This window comes from Mesorhizobium sp. M1169 (assembly GCF_040318345.1).
Lineage (GTDB): Bacteria > Pseudomonadota > Alphaproteobacteria > Rhizobiales > Rhizobiaceae > Mesorhizobium.
In genome coordinates this window covers 16151-38668 of record NZ_JAMYME010000046.1, presented here as the reverse complement: position 1 = coordinate 38668, position 22518 = coordinate 16151, and the positions used below count along the sequence as shown (strand labels likewise).

At 63.7% G+C, this 22518-nt stretch carries 20 protein-coding genes; 7 read left to right on the top strand and 13 right to left on the bottom strand.

Annotation, left to right across the window (positions count from 1 at the left end):
- Positions 1–99: 99 nt before the first annotated feature.
- The 3 genes from NKH41_RS29175 to NKH41_RS29165 form a co-directional block, all read right to left on the bottom strand.
- The gene (locus NKH41_RS29175; RefSeq protein WP_352569108.1) at positions 100–1143 is read right to left on the bottom strand and encodes an acyltransferase family protein; all 1044 of its coding nucleotides are present in this window, start codon (positions 1141–1143) and stop codon (positions 100–102) included.
- A 202-nt stretch (positions 1144–1345) separates the two neighbouring features.
- Positions 1346–2071: a 3-keto-5-aminohexanoate cleavage protein gene (locus NKH41_RS29170; RefSeq protein ID WP_352770458.1), complete on the bottom strand. Its 726-nt coding sequence runs from the start codon at positions 2069–2071 to the stop codon at positions 1346–1348.
- Positions 2072–2252: 181 nt separating this feature from the next.
- Positions 2253–4535, bottom strand: coding sequence for a tetratricopeptide repeat protein (locus tag NKH41_RS29165; RefSeq protein WP_352778548.1), 2283 nt, complete (start codon positions 4533–4535; stop codon positions 2253–2255).
- 148 nt (positions 4536–4683) lie between these two features.
- Between NKH41_RS29165 and NKH41_RS29160 the strand changes: the two genes are divergently transcribed.
- The gene (locus NKH41_RS29160; RefSeq protein WP_352770464.1) at positions 4684–5427 is read left to right on the top strand and encodes a 2OG-Fe(II) oxygenase; all 744 of its coding nucleotides are present in this window, start codon (positions 4684–4686) and stop codon (positions 5425–5427) included.
- Between the two features lie 30 nt (positions 5428–5457).
- On the opposite strand, the gene NKH41_RS29155 is transcribed toward NKH41_RS29160, so the two are convergent.
- Positions 5458–6813 carry a sigma-54-dependent transcriptional regulator gene (locus tag NKH41_RS29155; protein ID WP_352770467.1) on the bottom strand — a complete coding sequence of 452 codons (1356 nt, stop codon included), beginning with the start codon at positions 6811–6813 and terminating at the stop codon, positions 5458–5460.
- Positions 6814–6819: 6 nt separating this feature from the next.
- A complete protein-coding gene (locus NKH41_RS29150; protein ID WP_352770468.1) occupies positions 6820–8679 on the bottom strand; it encodes a sensor histidine kinase in 1860 nt (619 codons plus the stop codon).
- A gap of 238 nt (positions 8680–8917) precedes the next feature.
- On the opposite strand from NKH41_RS29150, the gene NKH41_RS29145 reads away from it, so the two are divergent.
- From NKH41_RS29145 to NKH41_RS29135, 3 genes are all read left to right on the top strand, one after another.
- Positions 8918–10249 carry a dicarboxylate/amino acid:cation symporter gene (locus NKH41_RS29145; RefSeq protein ID WP_352770471.1) on the top strand — a complete coding sequence of 444 codons (1332 nt, stop codon included), beginning with the start codon at positions 8918–8920 and terminating at the stop codon, positions 10247–10249.
- A 467-nt stretch (positions 10250–10716) separates the two neighbouring features.
- On the top strand, positions 10717–11775 hold the full coding sequence (locus NKH41_RS29140) for a glycosyltransferase family 2 protein (protein ID WP_352770472.1): 1059 nt from the start codon (positions 10717–10719) through the stop codon (positions 11773–11775).
- A gap of 115 nt (positions 11776–11890) precedes the next feature.
- On the top strand, positions 11891–12199 hold the full coding sequence (locus NKH41_RS29135; RefSeq protein ID WP_352770473.1) for a HigA family addiction module antitoxin: 309 nt from the start codon (positions 11891–11893) through the stop codon (positions 12197–12199).
- 42 nt (positions 12200–12241) lie between these two features.
- Here the strand turns inward: NKH41_RS29135 and NKH41_RS29130 are convergent, their stop codons facing one another.
- The 6 genes from NKH41_RS29130 to NKH41_RS29105 all read right to left on the bottom strand — a co-directional run bounded on the left by NKH41_RS29130 (position 12242) and on the right by NKH41_RS29105 (position 17570).
- Positions 12242–12529 carry a DUF982 domain-containing protein gene (locus tag NKH41_RS29130; protein ID WP_352770475.1) on the bottom strand — a complete coding sequence of 96 codons (288 nt, stop codon included), beginning with the start codon at positions 12527–12529 and terminating at the stop codon, positions 12242–12244.
- Between the two features lie 89 nt (positions 12530–12618).
- Complete coding sequence (locus NKH41_RS29125) at positions 12619–13425, bottom strand: ABC transporter permease (protein WP_352770477.1); 807 nt, start codon at positions 13423–13425, stop codon at positions 12619–12621.
- Positions 13426–13429: 4 nt separating this feature from the next.
- A complete protein-coding gene (locus tag NKH41_RS29120; RefSeq protein WP_352770480.1) occupies positions 13430–14263 on the bottom strand; it encodes an ABC transporter permease in 834 nt (277 codons plus the stop codon).
- 17 nt (positions 14264–14280) lie between these two features.
- On the bottom strand, positions 14281–15396 hold the full coding sequence (locus NKH41_RS29115) for an ABC transporter substrate-binding protein (protein ID WP_023677269.1): 1116 nt from the start codon (positions 15394–15396) through the stop codon (positions 14281–14283).
- Positions 15397–15463: 67 nt separating this feature from the next.
- Positions 15464–16558, bottom strand: a complete 1095-nt coding sequence (locus NKH41_RS29110) for an ABC transporter ATP-binding protein (protein ID WP_352770482.1) — start codon at positions 16556–16558, stop codon at positions 15464–15466.
- Between the two features lie 124 nt (positions 16559–16682).
- Complete coding sequence (locus NKH41_RS29105; RefSeq protein WP_023677271.1) at positions 16683–17570, bottom strand: LysR substrate-binding domain-containing protein; 888 nt, start codon at positions 17568–17570, stop codon at positions 16683–16685.
- 75 nt (positions 17571–17645) lie between these two features.
- Here NKH41_RS29105 and NKH41_RS29100 point away from each other — a divergent pair, with 75 nt between their 5' ends.
- Together NKH41_RS29100 and NKH41_RS29095 are read left to right on the top strand one after the other, a co-directional pair.
- Complete coding sequence (locus NKH41_RS29100; protein ID WP_352770699.1) at positions 17646–19238, top strand: zinc-binding metallopeptidase family protein; 1593 nt, start codon at positions 17646–17648, stop codon at positions 19236–19238.
- Between the two features lie 33 nt (positions 19239–19271).
- Positions 19272–20204, top strand: a complete 933-nt coding sequence (locus NKH41_RS29095; protein ID WP_352770485.1) for a dimethylarginine dimethylaminohydrolase family protein — start codon at positions 19272–19274, stop codon at positions 20202–20204.
- A gap of 80 nt (positions 20205–20284) precedes the next feature.
- Here NKH41_RS29095 and NKH41_RS29090 read toward each other — a convergent pair whose 3' ends face one another.
- Positions 20285–21292, bottom strand: a complete 1008-nt coding sequence (locus NKH41_RS29090) for an ornithine cyclodeaminase family protein (RefSeq protein ID WP_352770486.1) — start codon at positions 21290–21292, stop codon at positions 20285–20287.
- Between the two features lie 155 nt (positions 21293–21447).
- Between NKH41_RS29090 and NKH41_RS29085 the strand changes: the two genes are divergently transcribed.
- A complete protein-coding gene (locus NKH41_RS29085) occupies positions 21448–21909 on the top strand; it encodes an Lrp/AsnC family transcriptional regulator (RefSeq protein WP_126105586.1) in 462 nt (153 codons plus the stop codon).
- A gap of 106 nt (positions 21910–22015) precedes the next feature.
- Here NKH41_RS29085 and NKH41_RS29080 read toward each other — a convergent pair whose 3' ends face one another.
- Entirely contained in the window at positions 22016–22399 is a 384-nt protein-coding gene (locus NKH41_RS29080; protein WP_352770489.1) for a YybH family protein, read from the bottom strand.
- Between the last annotated feature and the right edge of the window lie 119 nt (positions 22400–22518).

The following is a 22518-nucleotide window of genomic DNA, read 5'->3' as shown; positions in this document are numbered from 1 at the left end:
CCTCCCGAGGCGGGTTTTTGTTTCCGGATCTTTTGAAGGCTCAGCGCCGCCGGTCTAAGATTGGCGGGACAGCGTGGTTCCGCGGAGCGCAGCCGCAACTCATGCCTTCACGTGACGGGCGGAAAGGCTCATCCGCGAAATGGCCAAAATCGGCTTTTCAACAAAACTGTAGCTGGCCAGGGAGACGGCAATGCAGGCGGTGACAATAACCATGCCAGCAAGCCATGGTGATACGCTGACGCTTGCAACGACAGGAGCGGTCGCAAGCAGCACGATAGGATGCGTCAGATAGAGAGAATAGGAGGCATCGCCCAACCTTGCCAGCAGGCGAGGAGCAAAAAGCCGGAAATAGCTTTCCAGGCTGATGCAACCGGCGACAAGGATCAAGGCCGGGATTCCCTGAGCAAGGGTTCGCGGCAAGTTGAAGCCAAGTACCATCACCAGCATGGACACGATGGCGAACACGAGCGCCGAGACACCCAGGACGGTAGGCAAACGCGCCAGTCTGCCGACCAGGTGGCCGAGCGCCATGCCGGCAAGGAACTCAAACAGGATTGGCGTGGTATAGAAAAACAGCACAGTGTCGGCGGCGGGTTTGAAGACGATGCGCGCCGCTACGGCGATTGCAAAGACAACGCCGACCATGGCCATTTGCGTCAGCGTGCCGAAACGCATAGTCGCTGCGAACAGAATGTAAAACAGGATTTCCAGATTGAGCGTCCAACCCACGCCAAGCACCGGTTGGACATAGCCTGTGACCGTATCGAGATAGGCTATGAAAAGCAGGCTATTGGTGATCTGCTCAAGAAACACTGCACGACCGGCAAACAACCAAAGTGCGGCGACCATGAGGAAGGTCATAACCCAATAGAAGGGAACGACGCGCGTGAAGCGCTGCATCAAAAAAGCACGGTGGTCGGCGCGTCTGTTCTCTGTCGAGAGAACCATTACAAAACCACTAATGACGAAAAACAGGTCGACGCCGCTGTTTAGAACGGGAATACGCAGATCGAGCATGCCCAGCGCGGCCGGAAGATGATAGATAACAACCATGAGAGCTGCCAGCCCCCGCAGTACCTGTATCGATGTATACTGTTGAATCCGACGCGGCGCAGCGTGATCATTCTGTGGAATGATGTTCATCAAAAAATGGTCCCCGGTGCAGGAGAGCATTAACATACGTGATCGTTGATGTGCCGATTAATTGTTGGTTTAATTAACACGTAAAGTTTTAGATAAGTTTTATTGATATAGCGTGCGCCACATTTATGCTCGGCCGACTTTGGCCTGCCTCGTTGCCGAACTTGGCAGCTCCCCAGTGAAGAGGAGATTGGCCGTTCCCGCGCTAACGGCTGGACTCGAAGATAGCGACGGCTGCCGCTGTCAGCGCAGCGTTACTAGATGCTACTGTTCCATCAGGGAGCTCCTTGCCGTCTTCCAGTCCGACGCGCGTCGACCAACGGCGTTCCGCCGCCCGGTGCACGAAAGGCCAGACCGTGGCGTCGGCGCCGTGCAGCAGGATTGCCCGGCGCATTCCGGCGCCGTCGAGCACGGCGGCGATATCGTCGCTGATCTCCAGCGCAGCGTCCGGCTCCTGCTCGGAGATTTCGATCAGGATCCGCAGCACGCGTTTGCCATGGTCGAGGCTCACCAGGCGTTCGGCGTCGGCGACGGAGGCAAGCCCCGCCTCGATGCCAATGCCGCGCTGGCGCAGACGCTCCATGATAGCGGGCGCGGCGTCTTCGCTGAGATTGACCGAGGCATAGTCGGGCAGCTCGCTCCAAGCGGCGATCGCGGCCAGCGTCCGCTCGTCTTCATTCTCGATCCAGGCGCCGGTCGACACGCCGATCAGCGTTCCAGGGCAGGCGCGGCGGAGCGCCAGCACCGTCCGATCCATCGCCGCCGGAGCCAGGCTTTCGCGACCGTCCAGCCCGCGCACATGGACATGCAACTCAGCCGCGCCGGTGGCGACGCAGGCGGCGCCATCGCGCGCCATGGCCTCCGCGTCGAGCGGCAGGTTGGGGTGGAAATCGGCGCTGCGCGCGCCATTGATGCAGGTCTGGACAATCATGCTATGGGCAGTCCGGTTGCGGTTGCTGCCAGTCTAGCGCGGGCCAGTGAAAACCGGAATCGCGCTGGCGAAGGCTCCTGACATATGGACGCCGGCCGGCCTGGATCAGTCGGGCAGGGTGTGTCTCTATCGCCTTGTTCGCCAACGATCTTCTCGGCAAAAGAGACGGTCGTTTGCAGAGTTATGGCGGCACGCCCAGATCGTGCAGCGCACTCATGGCGGCTCGGTATTCGACGAAATCCCTGGGACAATCGCTAGCGGCGAGCCGGTAAAGCCGTAAGGCTTCCTCGCTATGCCCTTGGAGCCGGCTAAGCTCGGCCGTGTAGAAATTCGTTTCGCAGACTTGTCCGGTTCTCTGAGCCAGGCCCACAGCACCGGCATCCGAAAGTGCTTCGGCGGACGTCTTTTCACCCAGCAGCATGCTGACCAGCGGTGCCGGCCACTTCGTCATGTCGAGCTTGCTTTTCGCCTCCTTCAAGTGGCTCGCCGCGCCGTTGCGCCGCGCCGCGATATCAAGCCAGATGGCAAAGTAGGCATTGTCGGGGGTGAGAGAGGCCGCCTGCTCGAAATCCGTCTGCGCCATCGCCGTCGCGCCGGAATAGAGATACAGGACGCCCCGGCCAGCATAGGTGGAGGCGTCTTTCGGATCGAGGTTGATTGCTTCGCCATAGTCGGCGATAGCGCGGCTGTATTGGTCCTTTGCCGTCCAGGCGACGCCTCGGTTTTGGTAGCTCTTGACAAGTCTCGGATCGAGGCTGATCGCGCGGTCGCAGTCGGCGATGGCGAGATCGTATTCGCCTTTCCTGCTCCAGGCGAAACCTCGGTCGTTGTAGGCGATCGCCTTTGTCGGGTCGAGAGTGATGGTCTGGCTGTAGTCGGCGATAGCACGATCGTCCCTGCCCTTTCGAAGCCAGGCGGTGCCCCGATTGTAGTAGGCGCTCGTCAGTTTCGGATCGAGACCGATGGCCCGGTTGGAGTCCTCAATGGCGTGATCGTCCTCCCCCTTCTTGTACCAGGCCTCGCTACGTTTGACGTAGATTTTCGGATTTGTCGGATCGAGCCTGATCGCCTGGGTGTAATCGGCAATGGCACTGTCCGCATCGCCCCTTGCAAGCGAGGCGATGCCTCTGTTGAAATAGGCATTGCCAAGGTTCGGATCGAAGGTGATCGCCTGGCTGTAATCGGCGATGGCACGATCGATGTCGCCCTTGTTTGCTCGGGCCAGACCCCGGTTTGAATAAGAGATGGCGTGTTTCGGATCGAGTCTGATCGCCTGGTCGTAGTCGGCGATGGCGCCGTCGAAATCGCCTTTCGCCGCCCATGCTATCCCCCGGTTGTTGTAGGCGTCGACATATTTCGGATCGAGCGCGATGGCCTGACCATAGTCGGCGATGCCGCCATCGGCGTCACCTGCGTCGGATCGGGCCGCGCCTCGCGCGTAGTATGCGACGGCGAGTTTTGGATCGATGCCAATCGCCTTGCCATAATCGGCTATGGCGCGGTCATGGTCCCCCCGGTTGGCCCAAGTGACGCCTCGGCTGTAATAGGCTGGTGCAAATGTCGGATCGAGGCTGATGGACGTGTCGAAGTCCGCCAGCGCCTGGTCATGGTCGCCCTTGTTCGACCAGGCGAGGCCTCTGTTGTAGTAGACGCTAGCATCCTTCGGATCGATCGCGACGACCTTATTGTAGTCGGTGATGGCATCGTCAAAATCGCCGCCCGTCAGCCGGGCGTTGCCGCGCCGGTAGTAGGCATGTGCGTTTTTCGGATCGAGGCTGATCACCTTGTCATAGTCGGCCAGCGCGCGCTCCGCATCGCCCTTGTTGGTCCAGGCATCGGCGCGGCCGTTCAGGGAACTGGCGTCGTTTGGGTTGAGCCTGATGGCCTGGTCGAAATCGGCTATCGCGCGGTCGTCGTCGCCCTTGCTTGACCAGATCAGCCCGCGATTGTGGTAGCTTTTGCCGTCTCCGGGACTGAGACTGATTGCCCTGTCATAGTCGGCCAAAGCCCGGTCGTTCTCGCCCTTGAAGGTCCAGGCGACGCCGCGATTGTAGTAGGCGTCGCCATATTTAGGGTCCAGGCTGATCGCCTTGTCCAGATCGGCGATGCCCTTGTCGTAGTCGCCCTTGAAGACCCAGCTGATGCCCCGGTTGTAGTAGCCGCTGGCGACGGTCGGTGCGATGCCGATGAACGCGCTGTAGTCGGCGATGGCGCGGTCATAGTCGCCTCGTTCCGTCAGGGCATTGCCGCGCTTGAAATGGGCAATACCGCGGTTTTCGAGGGGCTCTGTCGCATCCTCGATCATGCGCGTACAGGCGGCGATCCGCGTGCTTGCCTCGACCTCGTCGTCGCTGACGCAGTCGCTGCTGGCGGACAAGGCCGGGAGCGCCGAGACCAGCATGACGACGAGGCAAACGAGGAATTGCCGGACTGCCCCGTCCCCTTGTCGAACCCGTCCGATCAAATCGCCCCCCATCGCGGCAAGCCCCGCTGCATTGTATTCAACGAAATCCCCGAGACAATCGCTAACGAGTTCACCCGGCAAGAAACGGGTGGTCCGCGCGCGCCGTTTCACCCATCTCAATGACAGAGAAGCCACAGGAGGCGAAGCCATGACCATCCATTCGATAGGCGCGAAAGCGGCGGTGAAATCGGCGGAGGTGCGCGTTGCCGGATATGACTGGCGGACGCTGGCCGATGAGCTGAGCGGCTATGGTTGCGCGGTGATGGAAAAGCTGCTGACGCCGCAGGAGTGCCGGCATATCGCCGGACTTTATTCGGACGAGAGCCATTTCCGCAGCCATGTCCATATGGCGCGGCATGGCTTCGGCAAGGGCGAGTACCGCTATTTCCGCTATCCCTTGCCCGACTTGATCGGCGGCTTGCGCACCGCGCTCTATCCGCGCCTGGCCGCGGTCGCCAATGACTGGAACGAGCGCATGGGTATCGCGCAGCGCTATCCCGACGAACACGCCGCGTTCCTCGAGCAATGCCACGAGCAGGGCCAGACGCGGCCGACGCCGCTCCTGCTGCAATATGTTCCCGGCGACTTCAACTGCCTGCACCAGGATCTCTACGGCGATCTGGCGTTCCCGCTGCAGGTGGCGATCCTGTTGTCCGAACCAGGCAAGGATTTCACCGGCGGCGAGTTCGTGCTGACCGAGCAGCGTCCGCGCATGCAGAGCCGCGCCGAGGTGGTGCCGCTGCGCCTGGGCGATGCGGTCGCCTTCGCCGTCCACAATCGTCCGGTCCAGGGCAGCAAGGGCAATTACCGGGTCAATCTCAGGCACGGCGTCAGCCGGCTTCGCTCCGGCATGCGCCACACCGTCGGCATTATCTTCCACGATGCCAAGTAGCCGAGCCGCCCGGTCGAGGCCCGGCGGCGGTTACCGGGAAAAATCGCTGCGCACGATGCCGTGGCGCTGGAGCTTGTCGTAGAAGGTCTTGCGCGGAATCCCCAGCGCTTCGATCGTGCGCCTGACGTCGCCCTCGTTGCGGCCAAGCGTCTCGCGAATGATGTCGGCCTCGTAGCGCTCCAGCCGCTCCGGCAGCTTCATGGCGGCGTTCGATTGGGTCGGGGCAGGGGGTTGTGCTTCGGCGCCTTCCTCCAATCCAAGCACGAACCGCTCGGCGAAATGCGCCAGTTCGCGCACATTGCCCGGCCAGTCATGGTCGCTGAGATGGCGATGCACCGAAGCCGGCACTGCCGGCACCTGGCGGTGGAAGCGGGCGGCGGCGCGCTCGGCGAAGTAGAAGAACAGCAGGGCGACGTCGTCGCGGCGCTCGCGCAGCGGCGGGATCGAGATCGTCACCACGTTGAGGCGGTAGTAAAGGTCCTCGCGGAAAGCGCCGCGCTGGCGCGGATCGGCGAGGTCGACCTTGGCGGCGGCGACGACGCGCAGGTCGACCGGGCGCACCTCGTTGGTGCCGAGCGGGGTGACCTCGCGCATCTCCAGCACGCGCAGCATCTGCACCTGTGTCGAGACCGGCATGCTTTCGATCTCGTCGAGGAACAGCGTGCCGCCGCTGGCATGCTCGATGCGGCCGATCCGTTTCTTCTGCGCACCGGTGAAGGCGCCGGCCTCGTGGCCGAACAACTCGCTCTCGATGACGGTCTCCGGCAGCGTGCCGCAATTCAGCGCGACGAAATTGCCCTTGGCGCGGCGGCTCCAGCGATGCAGAAGGCTTGCCACCACCTCCTTGCCGGAGCCGGTCTCGCCGGTCACCAGCACGTCGACGTCGGTGTCGGCGATCTGGCGTAGTGTGCGGCGCAGCCTGTCCATCGCCGGCGTCTGGCCGATCAGCGGCAGGCCGTCCTGCGCCTCTCCGGCCGCCTCGCGCAAGGCCCGGTTCTCCATCACCAGGCGGCGCTTTTCCGCTGCGCGGCGCACGCTCTGTACCAGCCGGTCGGCGGCGAAAGGCTTGGTGATGAAGTCGTAGGCGCCGTCCTTGATCGCCTTGACGGCCATGGCGATGTCGCCGTGGCCGGTGACGAGGATGACGGGAATGTCGGCATCCAGCCGCAGGATGCGATTGAAAAGCTGCAAGCCGTCGATCTGAGGCATGCGGATATCCGACACCACGACGCCGGTAAAACCGGCGTCGAGCCCGGCCAGCGCCTCAGCCGCCACCGCAAAGGCGGAGACCGAGAAGCCGGCAAGCTCCAGCGTCTGCACGGTGGCCTTGAGGAGATCGCGGTCGTCGTCGATCAGGATCACCGGCGCGGCATTGTCGTTCGTCATGATGGCTTACGCTGCTGTCTGGAGATGGATGGTGAAGCGGGTGCCGCTGTCGTCGCTCGAAACTTCGATGCGGCCGCCATAATCGGCGACGATGTCCTTCGAGATGACGAGGCCAAGGCCAAGGCCTTTTTCCTTGGAGGTGTTGAACGGCGTGAACAGCGATTTGAGGATCGCGGGTGGAATGCCCGGTCCGTTATCGGACACGCCGACCGTCACGCCGTCCGCGGTCTCCTCGACCGACACCTGCACACGAGCGTCGTCGCGGCCGTCGAGTGCTTCGAGCGCGTTCTGGAAGAGATTGATCAGCACCTGTTCGAGCCGCACCCGATTGCCCATGACCTTGAGGCTCGGCGGCGGCAGGTCGATGACCAACGCGTCGAGCCGGCCGGCAAAGCGGCTTCTCAACAGCATGACGGCGCCCTCGATGACGCCGCGCAATTCGACAGGCTCGGCGGCGGTGCGGCCCTTGCGGGCAAATGCCTTCAACTCCTCGGTGATTGAGCCGATGCGTTCGGTAAGGGCTGCGATAGCGCCGAGGTTTTCCTCGGCCGGCCCGGTCTGCTTGCGGTCGAGGAAGGTGCGGGCATTGTCGGCATAGGCGCGTATGGTGGCGACCGGCTGGTTGATCTCATGGGCGACACCGGCCGCGACCTGGCCGAGGATGGCGAGGCGGTTGGCCTGGACCAGATCCTGCTGCACGATTTGGAGCTTGGCTTCCGTGCTGCGGTGGCCTGTTATCTCGGCCTGCAACCGGTCGCGGGCGCGGCTCAAATCCTCGGTCCGTTCGACGACGCGGCGTTCGAGTTCGATGCGGGCCGCCTGTTCGGCGGCAATCCGCATCTGCGCCGACTGCCGGCGCCACAACAGATACGCGGCAAGGCCGAGCAGCGGGACGACGACGCCGAGCGCCAGAAGCCGCATTTCGCGGACGGCGGCGGCGATCGGCGCTTCAGCCGGAATCAGATAGTCGAGCCGCCAGGGGGTCGAAGGAACCGTCGTGGAAAGGCTGAGATACTCCGCGTCGCTGCCGCCGGGCGTTACCGCGTGGACGATCGACACATCCGGGCTGAGCGCCTGCGCGTGCACGATCGGCAACGGCACAAGCGGCGCGTCGCCGAACTGTTGGCTGTCGCGGATCGCGGCTTGCTTGGGTGCGGCCAGCGGTGCGGTTGTCATGAAGCGCCAGGACGGCACGCTGGTGATCAGCACGACGCCATTCTCGTCGCTGACATAAGCCGGGCGGTTCGCCTCGCGCCAGTCGGCTTCGAGCTGGTCGAACTCCATCTTGACGACGACGACGCCGAGCGGTGCGTCTGTGTCGCCGACGCGCCGCGAAATGTAGAGGCCGGGGCGCTTGCTGACATTGCCGAGCGCAAAATACTCGGCGGTTCCGGCCCGCATCGCGCCGGAGAAATAGTCGCGGAAACGGTAGTCATTGCCGACGAAGCTGATCGGCTCGCGCCAGTTGCTGGAGGCGACCGCCAGTCCATCGGTGCCGACGACATAGAGTACCGACGCCTTGGTGCCGGAGACCAGCCCCTCGAGCTTGCGGTTCAGCACATCGATTGCCGCGGCATTTTTCTGCGACAGCGCGTCACGCACTTGCTGGTCTGCGGACAAAAGCAGCGGCAGGGCGCGCGGGCTTTCGAGCACCGCGCGCAGCAGCGCGACCTTCAGATTGGCGTCGGTACGCCCCTGCGCCGCCAGGGTCCCGACCTCGGCGGTGCGGCCGTAAAGGCCGGCGCCGTAGAGCGCTGCCGTGACGATCAAAAGCGCGATGGCCGCAAACAGCAGCCAGGCTCGGCGCGCCCGCCTGGCGAGTTGCTCGGGCGTCGAAGACAAGGCACCGGCGGGGCGTTGCAGCATCGCCCATTTGTGCATGAATTCGCACAAAGCACAATTCGACCTATGCGGAGATTCGCACCTATCCATGCGTCCAGCACAGCGGACGTTTGCGAATGCTCAACAAAATCAATGATGAAAAGTTCTTCTGCGTATCTGGCACGGCTGTTGCAAACACGAATTCAGCAGTCGCGAGGCTGCTGGTCTCAAAACAACTGCCCCGGGGAGTCGAGCTTTCGATCGGGGCGCCATGGAGGACGTTATGCAGACAGCAATCGCTGCCGCCGAGCCGCGCGGCAAACTTCCCTTATACCGGCATCTTTATGTGCAGGTGCTCGCGGCGATCGCCGCCGGCGTGCTGCTCGGCCATTTCTATCCCGAAACCGGCGAGGCGATGAAGCCGTTCGGCGACGCCTTCATCAAGCTGGTGAAGATGGTGATCGCGCCGGTGATCTTCCTGACCGTGGCGACCGGTATCGCCGGTGTTTCCGACCTGCAGAAGGTCGGCCGCGTCGCCGGCAAGGCGATGATCTATTTCCTGGTGTTCTCGACGCTGGCGCTGGTCGTCGGCCTGGTCGTCTCCAATGTCGTCCAGCCCGGCGCCGGCATGCACATCAATCCAGCGACGCTCGATACCGCCAAGGTGGCGGCCTATGCCGAGAAGGCGCACGACACTACCATCGTCGGCTTCCTGATGAACATCATCCCCGACACCATCACCGGCGCCTTCGCGCAGGGCGACATCCTGCAGGTGCTGTTCTTCTCGGTGCTGTTCGGTGTCGCCCTGGCGCTGGTCGGCGATCGCGGCCGTCCGGTCGTCGATTTCCTGCAGGCGCTGACCACGCCGATCTTCCGCCTCGTCGCCATCCTGATGAAGGCCGCACCGATCGGCGCGTTTGGCGCCATGGCCTTCACGATCGGCAAATACGGCATCGGCTCGATCGCCAACCTCGCCATGCTGATCGGCACGTTCTACCTGACCGCGCTGCTGTTCGTGCTGGTGGTGCTCGGCGCTGTCGCCCGCTACAACGGCTTCTCGATCCTGGGGCTGATCCGCTACATCAAGGAAGAGCTGCTGCTGGTGCTCGGCACCTCGTCCTCGGAAGCGGCATTGCCGGGCCTCATGGCCAAGATGGAGCGCGCCGGCTGCAACCGCTCGGTGGTCGGTCTGGTCATCCCGACCGGCTATTCCTTCAACCTCGACGGCACCAACATCTACATGACGCTGGCGGCGCTGTTCATCGCGCAGGCGACCGACACGCCACTCACCTACGGCGACCAGATCCTGCTGCTCGCCGTCGCCATGCTGAGCTCCAAGGGTGCTGCCGGCATCACCGGCGCGGGCTTCATCACGCTGGCGGCAACGCTTTCAGTCGTCCCCACCGTGCCGGTCGCCGGCATGGCGCTGATCCTTGGTGTCGACCGCTTCATGTCGGAATGCCGGGCGCTGACCAATTTCATCGGCAATGCGGTGGCGACAGTGGTGGTGGCACGCTGGGAGGGAGAACTTGACCAGACGAAGTTTGCCGCCGCCATGGCCGGCGACTTGCCGGAGGAAGTCGACCTGTCGCTGCCGGGTTTGCAGGCCGCCTGACCGTCCAGGCCACATGACCACAAGGCCCCGGAGGCGGTTCGCCGGCTTCGGGGCAGAAGCGGCGGCGGTCGCGGTATGCCGCCTGAAACGCAACCTGAAGTGGCGCTATTTTCGACGCGGGGCTTGTTCCAGCCGCATTTGCAGGCCAGTATCCGCCATGCCTTCAGGGCACCCGTCCGCTTCGCTCCCGACCTGATCGCGAGGCGAGACATTTCCGTCGGGCTCGGTTGCGACCCACCTTGGCCGAACGTCGGAGCTTTTGCTGCCGCCGACCCTGACCATGGCAGCAGCCTCGAAGGCAATGGCGGCCTCAGTACGAAGTCGCAACGCGAAACGTGACCCGTCTCCTCGTGGGAAGCGCAGGCTTTCTCCCAGGGAACTCGTTGCGCCAAGAGGGGCGCTTGAAGAGGGGGCGGGCCCATTAGCGGGCCTTTGCCGAACCAAAGCAAGATGCGAGGTCAAACGCGATGCAGCCTGTCATTCCGGTATCCATCATCATCCCGAACTACAACTATGCGCGGTTCCTCAAACGCTGCATCGACAGCGCCCTCGAGCAGGACTACGCGGATGTCGAAGTCATCGTCGTCGACGATGCATCGCAGGACAATTCCACGACAATCATGGAATCCTATCGCGACGAGATCCTCGCATGCCCGCGAGCGCAAAATGGCGGACACGCGGCGGCGTTCAACACCGGCTTCGCTGCGAGCTCGGGCAAGATCGTCCTGTTCCTCGACGCCGACGATTATCTCTATCCGACCGCCGTCTCCACCATCGTCGAGACCTGGGACGAGGCAACCGCCCAGGTCCAGTCCAGACTGCATATCGTTGACGAAGGGCAACGCATCAAGGATGTCTTTCCGCCGCCCGAACTGGCTTTCGACAGCGGCGACGTCATGCCGAAACTCCTGCACAAGGGCCGCTATCAGACGACCGTGACCAGCGGGCTGGCCTTTGACCGCGCAACGCTCGAATCGATCATGCCGATACCGGAGCCGGAGTTCCGCCAGGGCGCCGACGGCTATCTGGCAACGCTGGCGCCGATGTACGGGCATGTCCAATCGATCGACGAATGCCTCGGCGCCTACCGGATCCATGGCGCCAACCATTCAGTCTTCGGTGAAAAGCTCGCCGAGCGGGCACGCTGGCGGGTAACTCACGATTTCCGCCGCATGCAGGCGCTGTCTGACCAGGCCTCCGGGATCGGCCTGACCATCGTGCCGTCGGATGCTGTCCGCCACGATCCGGTCCACCTGGAAGAGCGGCTGGCATCGCTCTGCGCGGACAGCGGCCGACATCCCGTGGCCGACGATTCCCGGCTGGCGCTCGGGGCGGCCGGCGCGGTCGCCAGCTTCGAAATGACCGCATCCCTGCGGCGGCGTGCAATCCTTGCCGCCTGGTTCCTGTCGGTCGGGGTGTTGCCGCGGAAAATGGCGACCGCGGTGCTGTCGTGGAAGCTTGATGCGTCGTCGAGGCCGGCATTTTTGAGCCGCCTGTCCAAGACCATCCGCCACGCCATGGGATAGTGGGTGGCGCTGTGCCACAACTCCGCCAGGTTTTCGGGAGGTCTGGCAACCCGGGTAGATTTCGAACAATATCATTATGGGTACGTGGCGCCCCAAGCGAAAGGACAACCAGCCCATGACCTCTTATGAGCCGATGCGTCCGATGGAGCGCTGCCCATCCCACCCTGGAGCGCTGCTTGACGACATTATCCCGGCAACCGGAAAGACCAAGGTGGAGATCGCCAATCTGCTCGGAATCTCGCGCCAGCAGCTTTATGACATCATCCGCGAAAAGAAGCCGGTGTCGCCGGCTGTCGCTGCCCGTCTTGGAAAGATGTTCGGCGACGGCGCCGCGATCTGGCTCAGGATGCAGGCTGCCTATGATGCCTGGCATGCGGAGCGCGGGGTCGACGTCAGCGCCGTTCCAAGATTGCATGCTGCCTGAGATGCAATAGATCCGCCGGACCACCGAGCTCTCAAAAATCGATCACGGTCCCGCCTGCCTGGACCGGTTCTCCGGTTCGACGGCTCGCTCGACCAGGACATGCGCTTCCCGCGCGGCCTCGATGAACGCGTCCCTGGCGGCTTCGGTCCAGCGGTCGTCACTCATGGCACGGCGGCATGTGCGCAGCGCCAAGCCGTGTTTGGCGCTGCCGGCGTCACGCCAGTGGGCTTCCAGCAACTCGACAGCCTGCCGTGCGTTGGAAATGTTGCGGAGATCTCCCACGATGCCGACCGCAACCGCAACCGGCTTGGCAAACCATCCCTGGTTCATGGCAGAGCCCTCGACGTGTTGAACCATCTATAACGAAAATCGTAGCGCAAGGTTTCATTCGCGCCAGTCACCACGGCGTGAGGCGGCCCTCACTGCGCCTCGCGCAGCCTGACCACGACGCTGCGCGCCACAAGCACCAGCACGGTGATGACGATCAGGATCACCGAGAGTGCGGCGATCGCCGGGTCGATGTTGTCGCGCAGGCCCATCCACATCAAGCGCGGCAGCGTGATGGCGTTGACCGAGGTGATAAACAGGGTGACGCCGATCTCCTCCCAGGACAGCACGAAAGACAACAACGCCGCGGTGACGATGCCGAACTTGATGTTGGGCATGATGATGCGGGTGGCGCGCTCCCACACGGTGGCGCCGAGGCCGCGGGCGGCGAGGTCGATGCGGCGGTCGAGCTGGCTGAGCGACACCAGGATCAGCACCGTGCCGAAGGGCACCGTCATCACCGCATGCGCCATGACGACACCCAGCCAGGTGTCATAGCCGAAGAACGACGAGAACCCGGAGACCGAGGTCAGCAGGAAGTAGAGCGTGATTGCCGAGACCACCGGCGGCACCACCATCGGCAGCAGCACGAAACCGACCAATGCTGCCGTGAAGCGCGGCTGGAACATCCAGATGCCGAGGCTGAAGCAGAGCGCCAGCACGGTGGAAAAGGCGCTGCTGACGATGCCGATCCTGATCGAGAGCAGGATCGAATTGATCCAGCGCGGATCCTCGATCAGCGCCCGGTAATGGCGCAGCGACAATTCGCCCGACGGCATCGCCAGCATGCGGCTCGGCGTCAGCGATACCGGGATGACGGCGAGCAGCGGCAGCAGCAGGAACAGCGCGACGAGGGCGGCGAGGACCAGCGAGACGGGACCGGGGCGGTAGGTCGGCATCGCGCTACACCAGTTGCTTGGGTCTGATATAGCGGAACAGCAGCGCCATCAGCGCGCCGACAAACAGCACCAGCACGACACTGATTGCGGCGCCCAGGCCCCAGTCCGGGCTCTGGAAGATGCGAAGGTAGATCAGCTCGGCGATCATCACGCTGCGGCCGCCGCCGAGGATCGCCGGCGTGACGAAGAAGCCGAGCGAAAAGACGAAGACGATCAGCGCCGAGCCGATGATGCCGGAGCTGGTCATCGGCACGAATACCGACCAAAAGGTGCGCATACGGCTGGAGCCGAGGCCGCGCGCCGCCAGCAGCACACGGTCGTCGAGGCTGCGCATCGATGAGGCCAGCGGAAACACGGCGAAGGGAATGAGGAAATGCGTCATGCCGACGATAACGCCGAACTCGTTGCGCACCAGCGCCAGCGGCTCTGAGATGAAGCCGACCGCCTGCAGCCAGGTGTTGATCAGGCCGCGATTGGACAAAAGCGCCACCCAGCCGAAGGCGCGCGTCAGCACCGAGATCCAGAACGGCACCAGGATGCAGAACTCGGCCACGACGCGCTGCACCGGCGTGCCGCGTACCCAGACAACGGTGATGGCGTAGGCGGCGACAATCGAAACGATCGTCACGATCGCGGCGATACGCAGCGTGCGGATGAAGACCGACTGCACCAACTGATCCGTGAGCAGCGCATTGTACTGCCCCAGCCCCGGCGTGGGCAGGGTGAAGCTCCATTTAACGACGCCAAGGAATGGCCAGGCATAGGCCAGCACAAGAAAGAGGAGCAGCGGCGCCATCAACAGCGCCGCGCCCATCCTGTCGGAGAGGTATGCTCTCATCCGGTTATCCCGGCTTGTCAGGCGGAGATGATCTTCGTGTATTCGTCGAGTGCCGCCCCGTAGTTCTTGGCGTACCAATCCATGTCGAGCGGGATCTGCTTCTTCATGTTCTCGGGATCGACCGGATTGATGCGCCTCTTGTCGGCGGGTATCAGCGCATCGGTGGCCGGGTTGGCCGGACCCTGGCCGAGCTTTTCGAACATGATGAGTTCCTTCTCCGGGTCCTGGGTGCTGGCGATGAACTTCATCGCCGCGTCCTTGCCGCCGGGATTGCCCTTGAGCACGGCGAGCGCGCCGGGCGAGATCAGGCCCTGGTCCCAGATGAACTTGATCTTGCCGCCGGAATCCTGCTCGATGAGCGAAGCCCGGGTCGACCAGACGATCGCCATCGAGGCCTCGCCATTGAGCAGCACGCTCTGGCTTTCGGCGCCGCCACCCCAATAGGCGACGACGTTTTCCTTGAAGGCGGCGATCTTGTCATGCGCGCGCTTGAGGTCGAGCGGGTAGAGCGATGCCGGTGCGATGCCGTCGGCGAGCAGTGCCGCTTCCCAGCTCGACACGCCCCATTTGTAGAGCGAGCGCTTGCCGGGGAATTTTGCCACGTCGAAGAAGTCGGCCATGCCGGTTGGTGCCTGGCTGCCGTATTTCTCGGCATCATAGGCGATGACATAGGAGAAGAAATAGGTCGAGGCGGCGTATTCCCAGCCGAAGCCCGGCCGCATCTTCTTCTTGTCGACGACCGCATAATCGATCGGCTCGAGCATGCCTTGGGCGCCGAGCGTGATGGCCGAGAACGGATCGACGTCGACCAGGTCCCAGGTCGGGGCGCCGCTCTTGAACTGCGCCGCGATCGCGCCTTCGGTCGGGCCGGAGCCGTCCATCTTAACGACAATGCCGGTTTCCTTGGTGAAGGCCTGGCCGTAAGCCGCGTCATAGGCGGTAATGGCGTCGCCGCCCCAGTTGACGAGCACCAGTTCCTTAGCCGCGGCAAAGGCGCCGGTCGAGCGCAGCAGCATCGGCGTGCCGGCCAGCACCAGTGCGGCCAGCTGCGTAAACTGCCGGCGCGAGATCTCGCCGCGCACTGCCCTGGCGGATAGCGCCTCGATGGAATTTTTCTTGGTTTGGTTTGTCATGTCAGTTCCCCTTTTTTGTCGTTGATATTTCCTGAAAGTCAGCTTGGCGAATTCGCCGCGCCGATCGTCATTGTCCTCCGTTCGGAAGGAGGAAGCCTTTCTCCGCCGGCCAGGTCAGCCAGACGGAATTGCCCTTGCTGAGCGCGGAAGCGGCGACCTCGTTCGGCACAGAGATCGTCACCTTGGCGCCTTGCCGCGTCGTCAGATCGAGCCGCGTCGCAGCGCCGAGATAGGTCGAGGCGACGGCAGTCGCGGCAATGCCGTTCTCGCCTGTCGCGGCTTCGCGGGCGATCGACATGTATTCGGGCCGGATCGCCAGGATGGCGTCGCCCCGGACCTTCTCGGCCTTGCAGCGCATGCTGATCGCGCGGTCTTCGCAGAGGCCCGTCGAGCCATTGTTGGCCGGGCGTACGCCCTTCAGCGGCAGCATGTTGATCTCGCCCAGGAACTCGGCGACGAAGCGGTTGTCCGGCCGGTCGTAGACCTCGTCCGGCGCGCCGACCTGCAGCAATTTGCCGTGGTTGAAGATGGCGACGCGAGATGACAACGCCAGCGCCTCGCTCTGGTCATGGGTGACGAAGACGAAGGTGGTGCCGGTCTCCTGGTGCAACCGCTTCATCTCGGCCTGCATCTGGCCGCGCAGGCCCTTGTCGAGTGCTGAAAACGGCTCATCGAGCAAAAGTACGCCCGGCTCGAACACCAGCGCCCGCGCCAGTGCGACCCGCTGCTGCTGGCCACCGGACAATTGCGACGGCAGTTTCTTTTCGTGGCCCTTGAGCCCGACGCGCTCGATCATTTCGCCGACGCGGCGTTTGATCTCGACCGCCGGTTTCTTTCGCACCTTGAGCGGAAAGGCGATGTTGGCCTCGACGCTCATATGCGGGAACAGCGCATAGCCCTGGAACACCATGCCGGCGGCACGCTGCTCGGCCGGCCGCTCGGTGATGTCGACGCCGTCGCTGTAAAGGCGACCGTCGGTCGGCTGAATGAAGCCGGCAAGGATCATCAGGAAGGTGGTCTTGCCGGAACCGGAGGGGCCGAGCAGGGTGAGGAACTCGCCACGGCCGATATCGAGCGTCAGATCGTCCAGCGCACGGAACGAGCCGAAGCTCTTGCCGATCCCGATTGCCTTGATCTCTGCGGCCCGGCCGGGTTGCTGCATCCTGCCCTTTCCTTAGCGTAGCCGAAATCGTAGGCAGGGCGGCGGCTCACCGCAACCGAATAGTTTTCGCCTGATCGGCAAATTTGATTCATCTATGCGCCAATCTCCCCCTCGAGGGGGGAGATTAACGCTGGTTCTCCGACAGCTTCGACCGCAGCCACCGCCCAAACGCCTCCAGCACCGGATGCGCCGCCTTGGCGTGCTCGGAAACCAGAAAATACGAGCGCGGTGAATTGATCGCTATGTCGAAGGGGCGGACCAGCCGGCCTTCGCTCAGTGCCCGGCCGCTGGTCAGCTCGTCGCCCATGGCGATGCCCTGGCCGGCGATCGCCGCCGAAAAGACCAGGTTCATGTCGGAAAAGAAGATGCCGCCTTCCGGGTCGGGGTTCTCGACCTTGGACAGCGCCAGCCAGCGCGCCCAGTCCTCGGTATCGCCGAGATGCAGGAGATTGGCGCGCAGCACGTCGGCCGGCTTGGAGAAGCCGCCGATCTTGTTGAGCAGCGTCGGGCTGCACAGCGGCGTAAAGGAGATCCCGCACAACAGCTCGACCGCGCGGTTCGGCCAATTGCCGACGCCGAAGGCGATGAAGGCATCGGCCTCGGCATTGCTCACGTCGTCGAGACGGCGCGGCGTCAGGATGCGCAGCGCGACATCGGGGTACATCTGCCGGAACTCGCCGATATGGGTGCACAGGAACAGCGAGGCGAAACCCGGCGTACAACTGACGCTGAACGAGCCGCCGATGCCGGTGCCGGCATGGCGTGTCACCGCGTCGCCCAGCACCGTCAGCGCCTTGCGCACGTCGCTGGCATAGCGCTGGCCGCGCGGCGTCAGCGCCACGCCCTTGCCAATGCGCTCGAGCAGGTCGAAGCCGAGATCGCGTTCGAGCAGGCGAAGCTGATGGCTGACTGCGCTGCGGGTCAGATGCAGTTCGTCGGCGGCGCGCCAGACGCTGCCGTGGCGGGCAAAACTGTCGAGGGCGCGCAGCGCCTGCGTCGAGGGAATTCTCAAGAGGTGAACCGAATTTGCATGAGCCGGGAAAACATATCACTTTTTGGCGGGGCGCTTCACTGCTTTCTTTCCGCCATGGAGAAACCGGTGACCTCGGCGCAAGCGACCGCACTTGCCTGTCTGGACGACATCCAGCCGTCGCTATCGGCGTGGACGCGGGCGATCTTCGATTTCGGCGAGACCGCCTGGCGCGAATACCAGTCGGCCGCCTGGTATGTCGAGCATCTGAAGCACGAAGGCTTTTCCGTCGAGGAAGGTTCTGGCGGCATGCCGACCGCCTTCTGCGCCCACTGGACCAACGGGCCCGGCCCGACCATCGGCCTGTATGCCGAGTATGATGCAGTGCCCGGCAATTGCCAGGATGCGGCGACGGTGAAGCGACCGCGCCCGGGCCTCGGCGAACAGGCTGGCGGCCACACCGATCCGCATTCCGGCCTCGGCATTGCCAGCCTCGGCGGGCTGCTGGCGACCAAGGCGGCGATGCAGCGCCACGGCATATCAGGCACGCTGCGCTTCACCGGCGAGCCGGCGGAGAAGGTGCGCGGGTCGAAGCCGATCCATGCCGCGAAGGGCTATTACGATGGGCTGGCGGGCATGGTCTCCTTCCATCCTTTTTATATGCTGCCGCTCTGCAATACCGCGCGCTGGGATACGCATTGCGGTGCGGCCTATGCGATGATCTACCGCTTTGTGTGCGACGAGCCGGAACATTGGGCGAGGGCGGCAGGCGGCGCAGCACCCATCCCGCAGGCGCATTCGGCAGTCAGGGCGCCCGGCGCCAACGACGCGCTGATGATGATGTACATGGCCTCCAAGGCGCTGCGCGATTCCATGCTGCCGCACCAGGGTGGCTGGTCGATCAGCGAGGCGATCCTGACGGCGGGCCAGGCGACCGCCGACAATCTGCCGGCCGGGCTGGCCGAGATCCAGTACATGATCCGCGTGCCGACGCTTGCGATGGCCGAGCAGGTCACCGCCGTGCTCGACCGCAATGCGGAAGCCGCAGCCAGGATGAGCGGCTGCCGCCATGAGCGGCACTGGGTGTCGAAGTCGCGGCCGGGGCTGGCCAATCACGTCATGGCCGGTATTGCCTTCGACGCGCTGGCGGCGGTCGGGCCGCCGTGCTGGGACGAGACGGCCAAGGCGATCGCCCGCGAAGTCCAGCTCAATGCCGGGGGCGAGGCGACCGAGGAACCATTCATCGACGAACTGGACCGGCTGATTGCACCACAGGCGGCCGAGGCGCTCCTGCGCCGCGACCTGCCGCCTTGGCAGCTCAATTCCACCTCTGACGATTACACCGACATGTCGTGGCATACACCGACGGCACGATTCTACGTCGCCCGGCCGGCGCTGCGATCCGAGAACGGCCACGCGTTTCCGTCCTGGGCGATGAATGCGCTGGGCGGCATTTCTGCCACCATCGACCCAATGGTCATCTGCGCCGCAAAGACGGTCGCGCTGGCAGCACTTCGCCTGTTGGAAGACGATGCCGCGCGCAACGCGGCGATGGATGAATTCGTCGCCCGCACCGGCGGCGGCATCGGCGGCTCGAACTGGATCGCGCCGCTCTGCGACTACGATCCGCCCATCGGATTTCGCTGGCCGGAATACATCACCACCCCGCGCGGACGGGATTGGTGGATACCAGGCAACCAAGCCGCATGATCAACCAAGCCGCCCTTCACGAGGAGAAACCCCATGACCGTCCATGACCGCATCGTCGCCGAGGCGTTTTCGCTGCAGCACCGCAACCCGGCCGGCGGAACCAAGCCGCTGACCGCCTGGGGCTTCGCCAACGAGACCGACGTGCTGACCGACGTGCTGCTCGGCTCGCCGAATTTCCTGCGCCATCTCTCGACCAGCTCGCTGTCGCGCAAGCATCTGCGCGAAGCGCCATGCAACGTCCAGATCGCGCAGGCGCAGCACAAGGACCTGGTCGCCGCCTATGAGCATTTCGGTGTCAACATCCACTGGCACGAGCCGACGCCGGAACTGCCGATGCAGGTCTACTCGCGCGATTCCAGCGTCATGACGCCGTACGGCGCCATCATCACCGCCATGTCGCAATGGTGGCGGCGCGGCGAGAACTACGCGGCGATCCGCACCTATGAGAAGCTCGGCATCCCGGTCTACGACATGGTCACCGCGGGCACGTTCGAGGGCGGCGACTTCAACGTCATCGAGGACGGCGTCGTGCTGATCGGCTGCGGTGGCGCCCGCACGCAGGAGGAGGGCGCGCGCCAGGTCCAGGCCTGGTTCGACAAGGAGGGCTGGGAGACCCGCATCGCCTTCATCGACGAGTATTACGTCCATATCGACCTGATGGTGGTGCCGATCGCCGAAAAGCTGACCGCCGTCTGCCTTGCCTGTACAGAGCCGGGCATCGTCGACTGGCTGAAGGGCAAGGGCCACGAGATCATCGACGTGCCGTTCCAGGATACTATGGCGCTCGGCTGCAACTTCATGTCGCTGGGCAAGGACAGGGTGATCGCCCCGACCTCGAGCCAGACGCTGATCGGCCAGCTCAAGGCGCGCGGCTTCGAGGTGGCGGCCATCGACATGAGCGAGATCTCGAAGACCGGCGGCGGCATTCACTGCATGGCGCAGGCGCTGAAGCGCGAGCCGGCCTGAGGGGCCGGCCTTTAGCCCGGCCGCTTGCGCGAAAGCGCCATTGTCAGCACCGTCGATCCCGCCTGGCTCGCGGCACGCGCCTACAGCACGATGAGCTTTCCCTTGTGCAGACGCCGGGCGCAACGATAGACGAGGTCGGCAGCGACCATGTCTTCCATCGCAATGCCCATCGCCTTGTAGATGGTGATCTGTTGATCCGAAACGCGGCCCGGCGCGCGGTCGAGCAGCATGGCGCCAAGCTCGGTGCCGAAATCCGGGTCGAAGCTGGCAAGCTCGCAAGATCCGACCGGGGTCGGTTTGAATGCATCCTTGGTTTCGACAAAAAGACTGGATCTGCCGATGAGCTCGATCGGCATTTCACCGCCGGGCGGCGCCACCCCGACCGAGGAGACATGCGTGCCCGGCTGGACCCAGCCTGCGTCGATCACCGGCTGGTAGGAGTGGGTCGCCAGGCACACCACGTCGGAACTGCGCACTGCCGTCTCGAGATCGGCGACCGCCACCACCGACGGATGCAGCCGGGCAAGCGCTGCCGCATCGTCGAAGCTCTTCGAAGCGACACGGATTTCGGCAAAGTCGCGCACCAAGGGCAACAGATGCAGGTGCTGGTTGGCCTGCACGCCGGCGCCGACCACGGTCGCTATCCTGGCGTCCCTGCGGGCAAGCGTGCGCACCGACAGCACGGCGGAGCCGGAGGTCCGCACCGCGGTTATGAAGGTGCCGTCCATGATACAGACCGGCAGGCCGGACAGCGGATCAAACAGGGTGATGGTGGCGAGGTGGCTGGGCAGGTTCTTGGCCAGGTTGCCTTCGAAGACGTTGACGATCTTGACGGTCAGGTTCATGCCCTCCATCCAGGCCGGCATGGCGAGGCTGTAGCCGGCCTCGGGGATGTCGAGCTGTGGTCGGGGTGGATTGACGACCTTGCCTTGTGACAGCGCCTTGAAGCCGTCTTCCAGAACATCGAGAAGCTGACTGAGGTCGATGCACGCCATCACGTCGGCTTCGCTCAGCACCAGGATCTCGGTCGCTCCCTTGCTGATTTCCGCCGCACTCCTGCCGGCTGGGCTGAACGCTTCCTTGGTCATCCTGCACTCCTGTGTTCGAAATCGGCTCACCACGTTTGCTTTCAGCGGTGAGGGAAGCGCAGGCTATTGCGAGGTTTTATGTTGTGAAATACGTTGATTTCGGTGTCTCTGCGTGAAATCAACACGCAAATCCCTTAGATAGCGTGGATTGTGAAATGAGCGACCTCGACCAGATAGACCGCAGCCTGCTCCGGCTGCTCCAGGAAGACGGACGCCGGACGACGCTTGATCTTGCCGGGCGTGTCGGGCTGTCTCCGACCGGAACCAGCCAGCGGGTTAAGCGCCTGTTCCGCGACGGGTTCATCACCGCAGTCAGGGCCGTGCTCGATCCGCGCAAGGTCGGCCGGGGAACGCTGGTGTTCATCGAGGTCCGGCTTGACCACACGGCGCCGCATGTCTTTGACCGCTTCGCCGAAGCCGTGGCGAAAGCTCCGGAGGTTCTGGAGTGCCATATGGTGGTTGGCGGTTTCGATTATCTGGTCAAGGCGCGGATCGCCGATATGGCGGTGTTCCAGGATTTCCTGCAGCGGGTCATCCTGCCGCTGCCCGGCGTGCGCGAAACGCACACTTTCGCCTCCATCGCCGATGTCAAGCCGAACGCCCTTTTGCCGGTGTGATCGGGTAGAGGAGGGGAACGCTGTTCAGGGCGACCTGCATCGCATCTTCGCCATCTAATCGCTCCCCCTGGCGCGCCTTCAGGTGCAGCGATGCCGGAGACCGGCTCTAGCTTTGCTGGGTCAGCAGGTTCGCATCGCGTGCGAGCCGCCACTCACCATCCGCCTCCTTGCGCAGGAGCGTCAGCGCATATCCCGATCGATGGACCGGCTCGCCATTCGGCGGGGTCGCGGTCATATTGATGCGGCTGCGGATGAAGGCCCAATTGCCGAGAAGCTGTAGTTCCACGATATCGCTCGTGCCGTCGATATGAACGCCGGCCGTCTCCCGCGCGGCTGCCGCGAAGATCTCCTTGTCGAAGGGTACCCGGCCGGGAACCATGAAGATCGCGTCGTCCGTCATCAAGCTGAGGACGGTCGCGATGTCTCCACGCTTGCTCGCATCCATCCACGTCTCGACCAGCTTTCGGATTGCCCTTTCGTCGTCCGTCATCCGTTATCTCCCTGGTTTCTCGCCGTCATCGATGGCGCACGGCGCTCCTCCCTCGCTGCTACATAGGGCTTGGATCGCACCCGTCATCGATTGCAGTGTTTTATCGACGTCGCTCTGCG

Coding starts and splice junctions, on each gene's coding strand:
- NKH41_RS29170 (WP_352770458.1), bottom strand. CDS start 2,071: ATGATTGTCCAGACCTGCATCAATGGCGCGCGCAGCGCCGATTTCCAC.
- NKH41_RS29110 (WP_352770482.1), bottom strand. CDS start 16,558: ATGCAGCAACCCGGCCGGGCCGCAGAGATCAAGGCAATCGGGATCGGC.
- NKH41_RS29150 (WP_352770468.1), bottom strand. CDS start 8,679: ATGCTGCAACGCCCCGCCGGTGCCTTGTCTTCGACGCCCGAGCAACTC.
- NKH41_RS29120 (WP_352770480.1), bottom strand. CDS start 14,263: ATGAGAGCATACCTCTCCGACAGGATGGGCGCGGCGCTGTTGATGGCG.
- NKH41_RS29080 (WP_352770489.1), bottom strand. CDS start 22,399: ATGACGGACGACGAAAGGGCAATCCGAAAGCTGGTCGAGACGTGGATG.
- NKH41_RS29090 (WP_352770486.1), bottom strand. CDS start 21,292: ATGACCAAGGAAGCGTTCAGCCCAGCCGGCAGGAGTGCGGCGGAAATC.
- NKH41_RS29085 (WP_126105586.1), top strand. CDS start 21,448: ATGAGCGACCTCGACCAGATAGACCGCAGCCTGCTCCGGCTGCTCCAG.
- NKH41_RS29125 (WP_352770477.1), bottom strand. CDS start 13,425: ATGCCGACCTACCGCCCCGGTCCCGTCTCGCTGGTCCTCGCCGCCCTC.
- NKH41_RS29155 (WP_352770467.1), bottom strand. CDS start 6,813: ATGACGAACGACAATGCCGCGCCGGTGATCCTGATCGACGACGACCGC.
- NKH41_RS29135 (WP_352770473.1), top strand. CDS start 11,891: ATGACCTCTTATGAGCCGATGCGTCCGATGGAGCGCTGCCCATCCCAC.
- NKH41_RS29115 (WP_023677269.1), bottom strand. CDS start 15,396: ATGACAAACCAAACCAAGAAAAATTCCATCGAGGCGCTATCCGCCAGG.
- NKH41_RS29130 (WP_352770475.1), bottom strand. CDS start 12,529: ATGAACCAGGGATGGTTTGCCAAGCCGGTTGCGGTTGCGGTCGGCATC.
- NKH41_RS29100 (WP_352770699.1), top strand. CDS start 17,646: ATGGAGAAACCGGTGACCTCGGCGCAAGCGACCGCACTTGCCTGTCTG.
- NKH41_RS29175 (WP_352569108.1), bottom strand. CDS start 1,143: ATGAACATCATTCCACAGAATGATCACGCTGCGCCGCGTCGGATTCAA.
- NKH41_RS29095 (WP_352770485.1), top strand. CDS start 19,272: ATGACCGTCCATGACCGCATCGTCGCCGAGGCGTTTTCGCTGCAGCAC.
- NKH41_RS29145 (WP_352770471.1), top strand. CDS start 8,918: ATGCAGACAGCAATCGCTGCCGCCGAGCCGCGCGGCAAACTTCCCTTA.
- NKH41_RS29160 (WP_352770464.1), top strand. CDS start 4,684: ATGACCATCCATTCGATAGGCGCGAAAGCGGCGGTGAAATCGGCGGAG.
- NKH41_RS29140 (WP_352770472.1), top strand. CDS start 10,717: ATGCAGCCTGTCATTCCGGTATCCATCATCATCCCGAACTACAACTAT.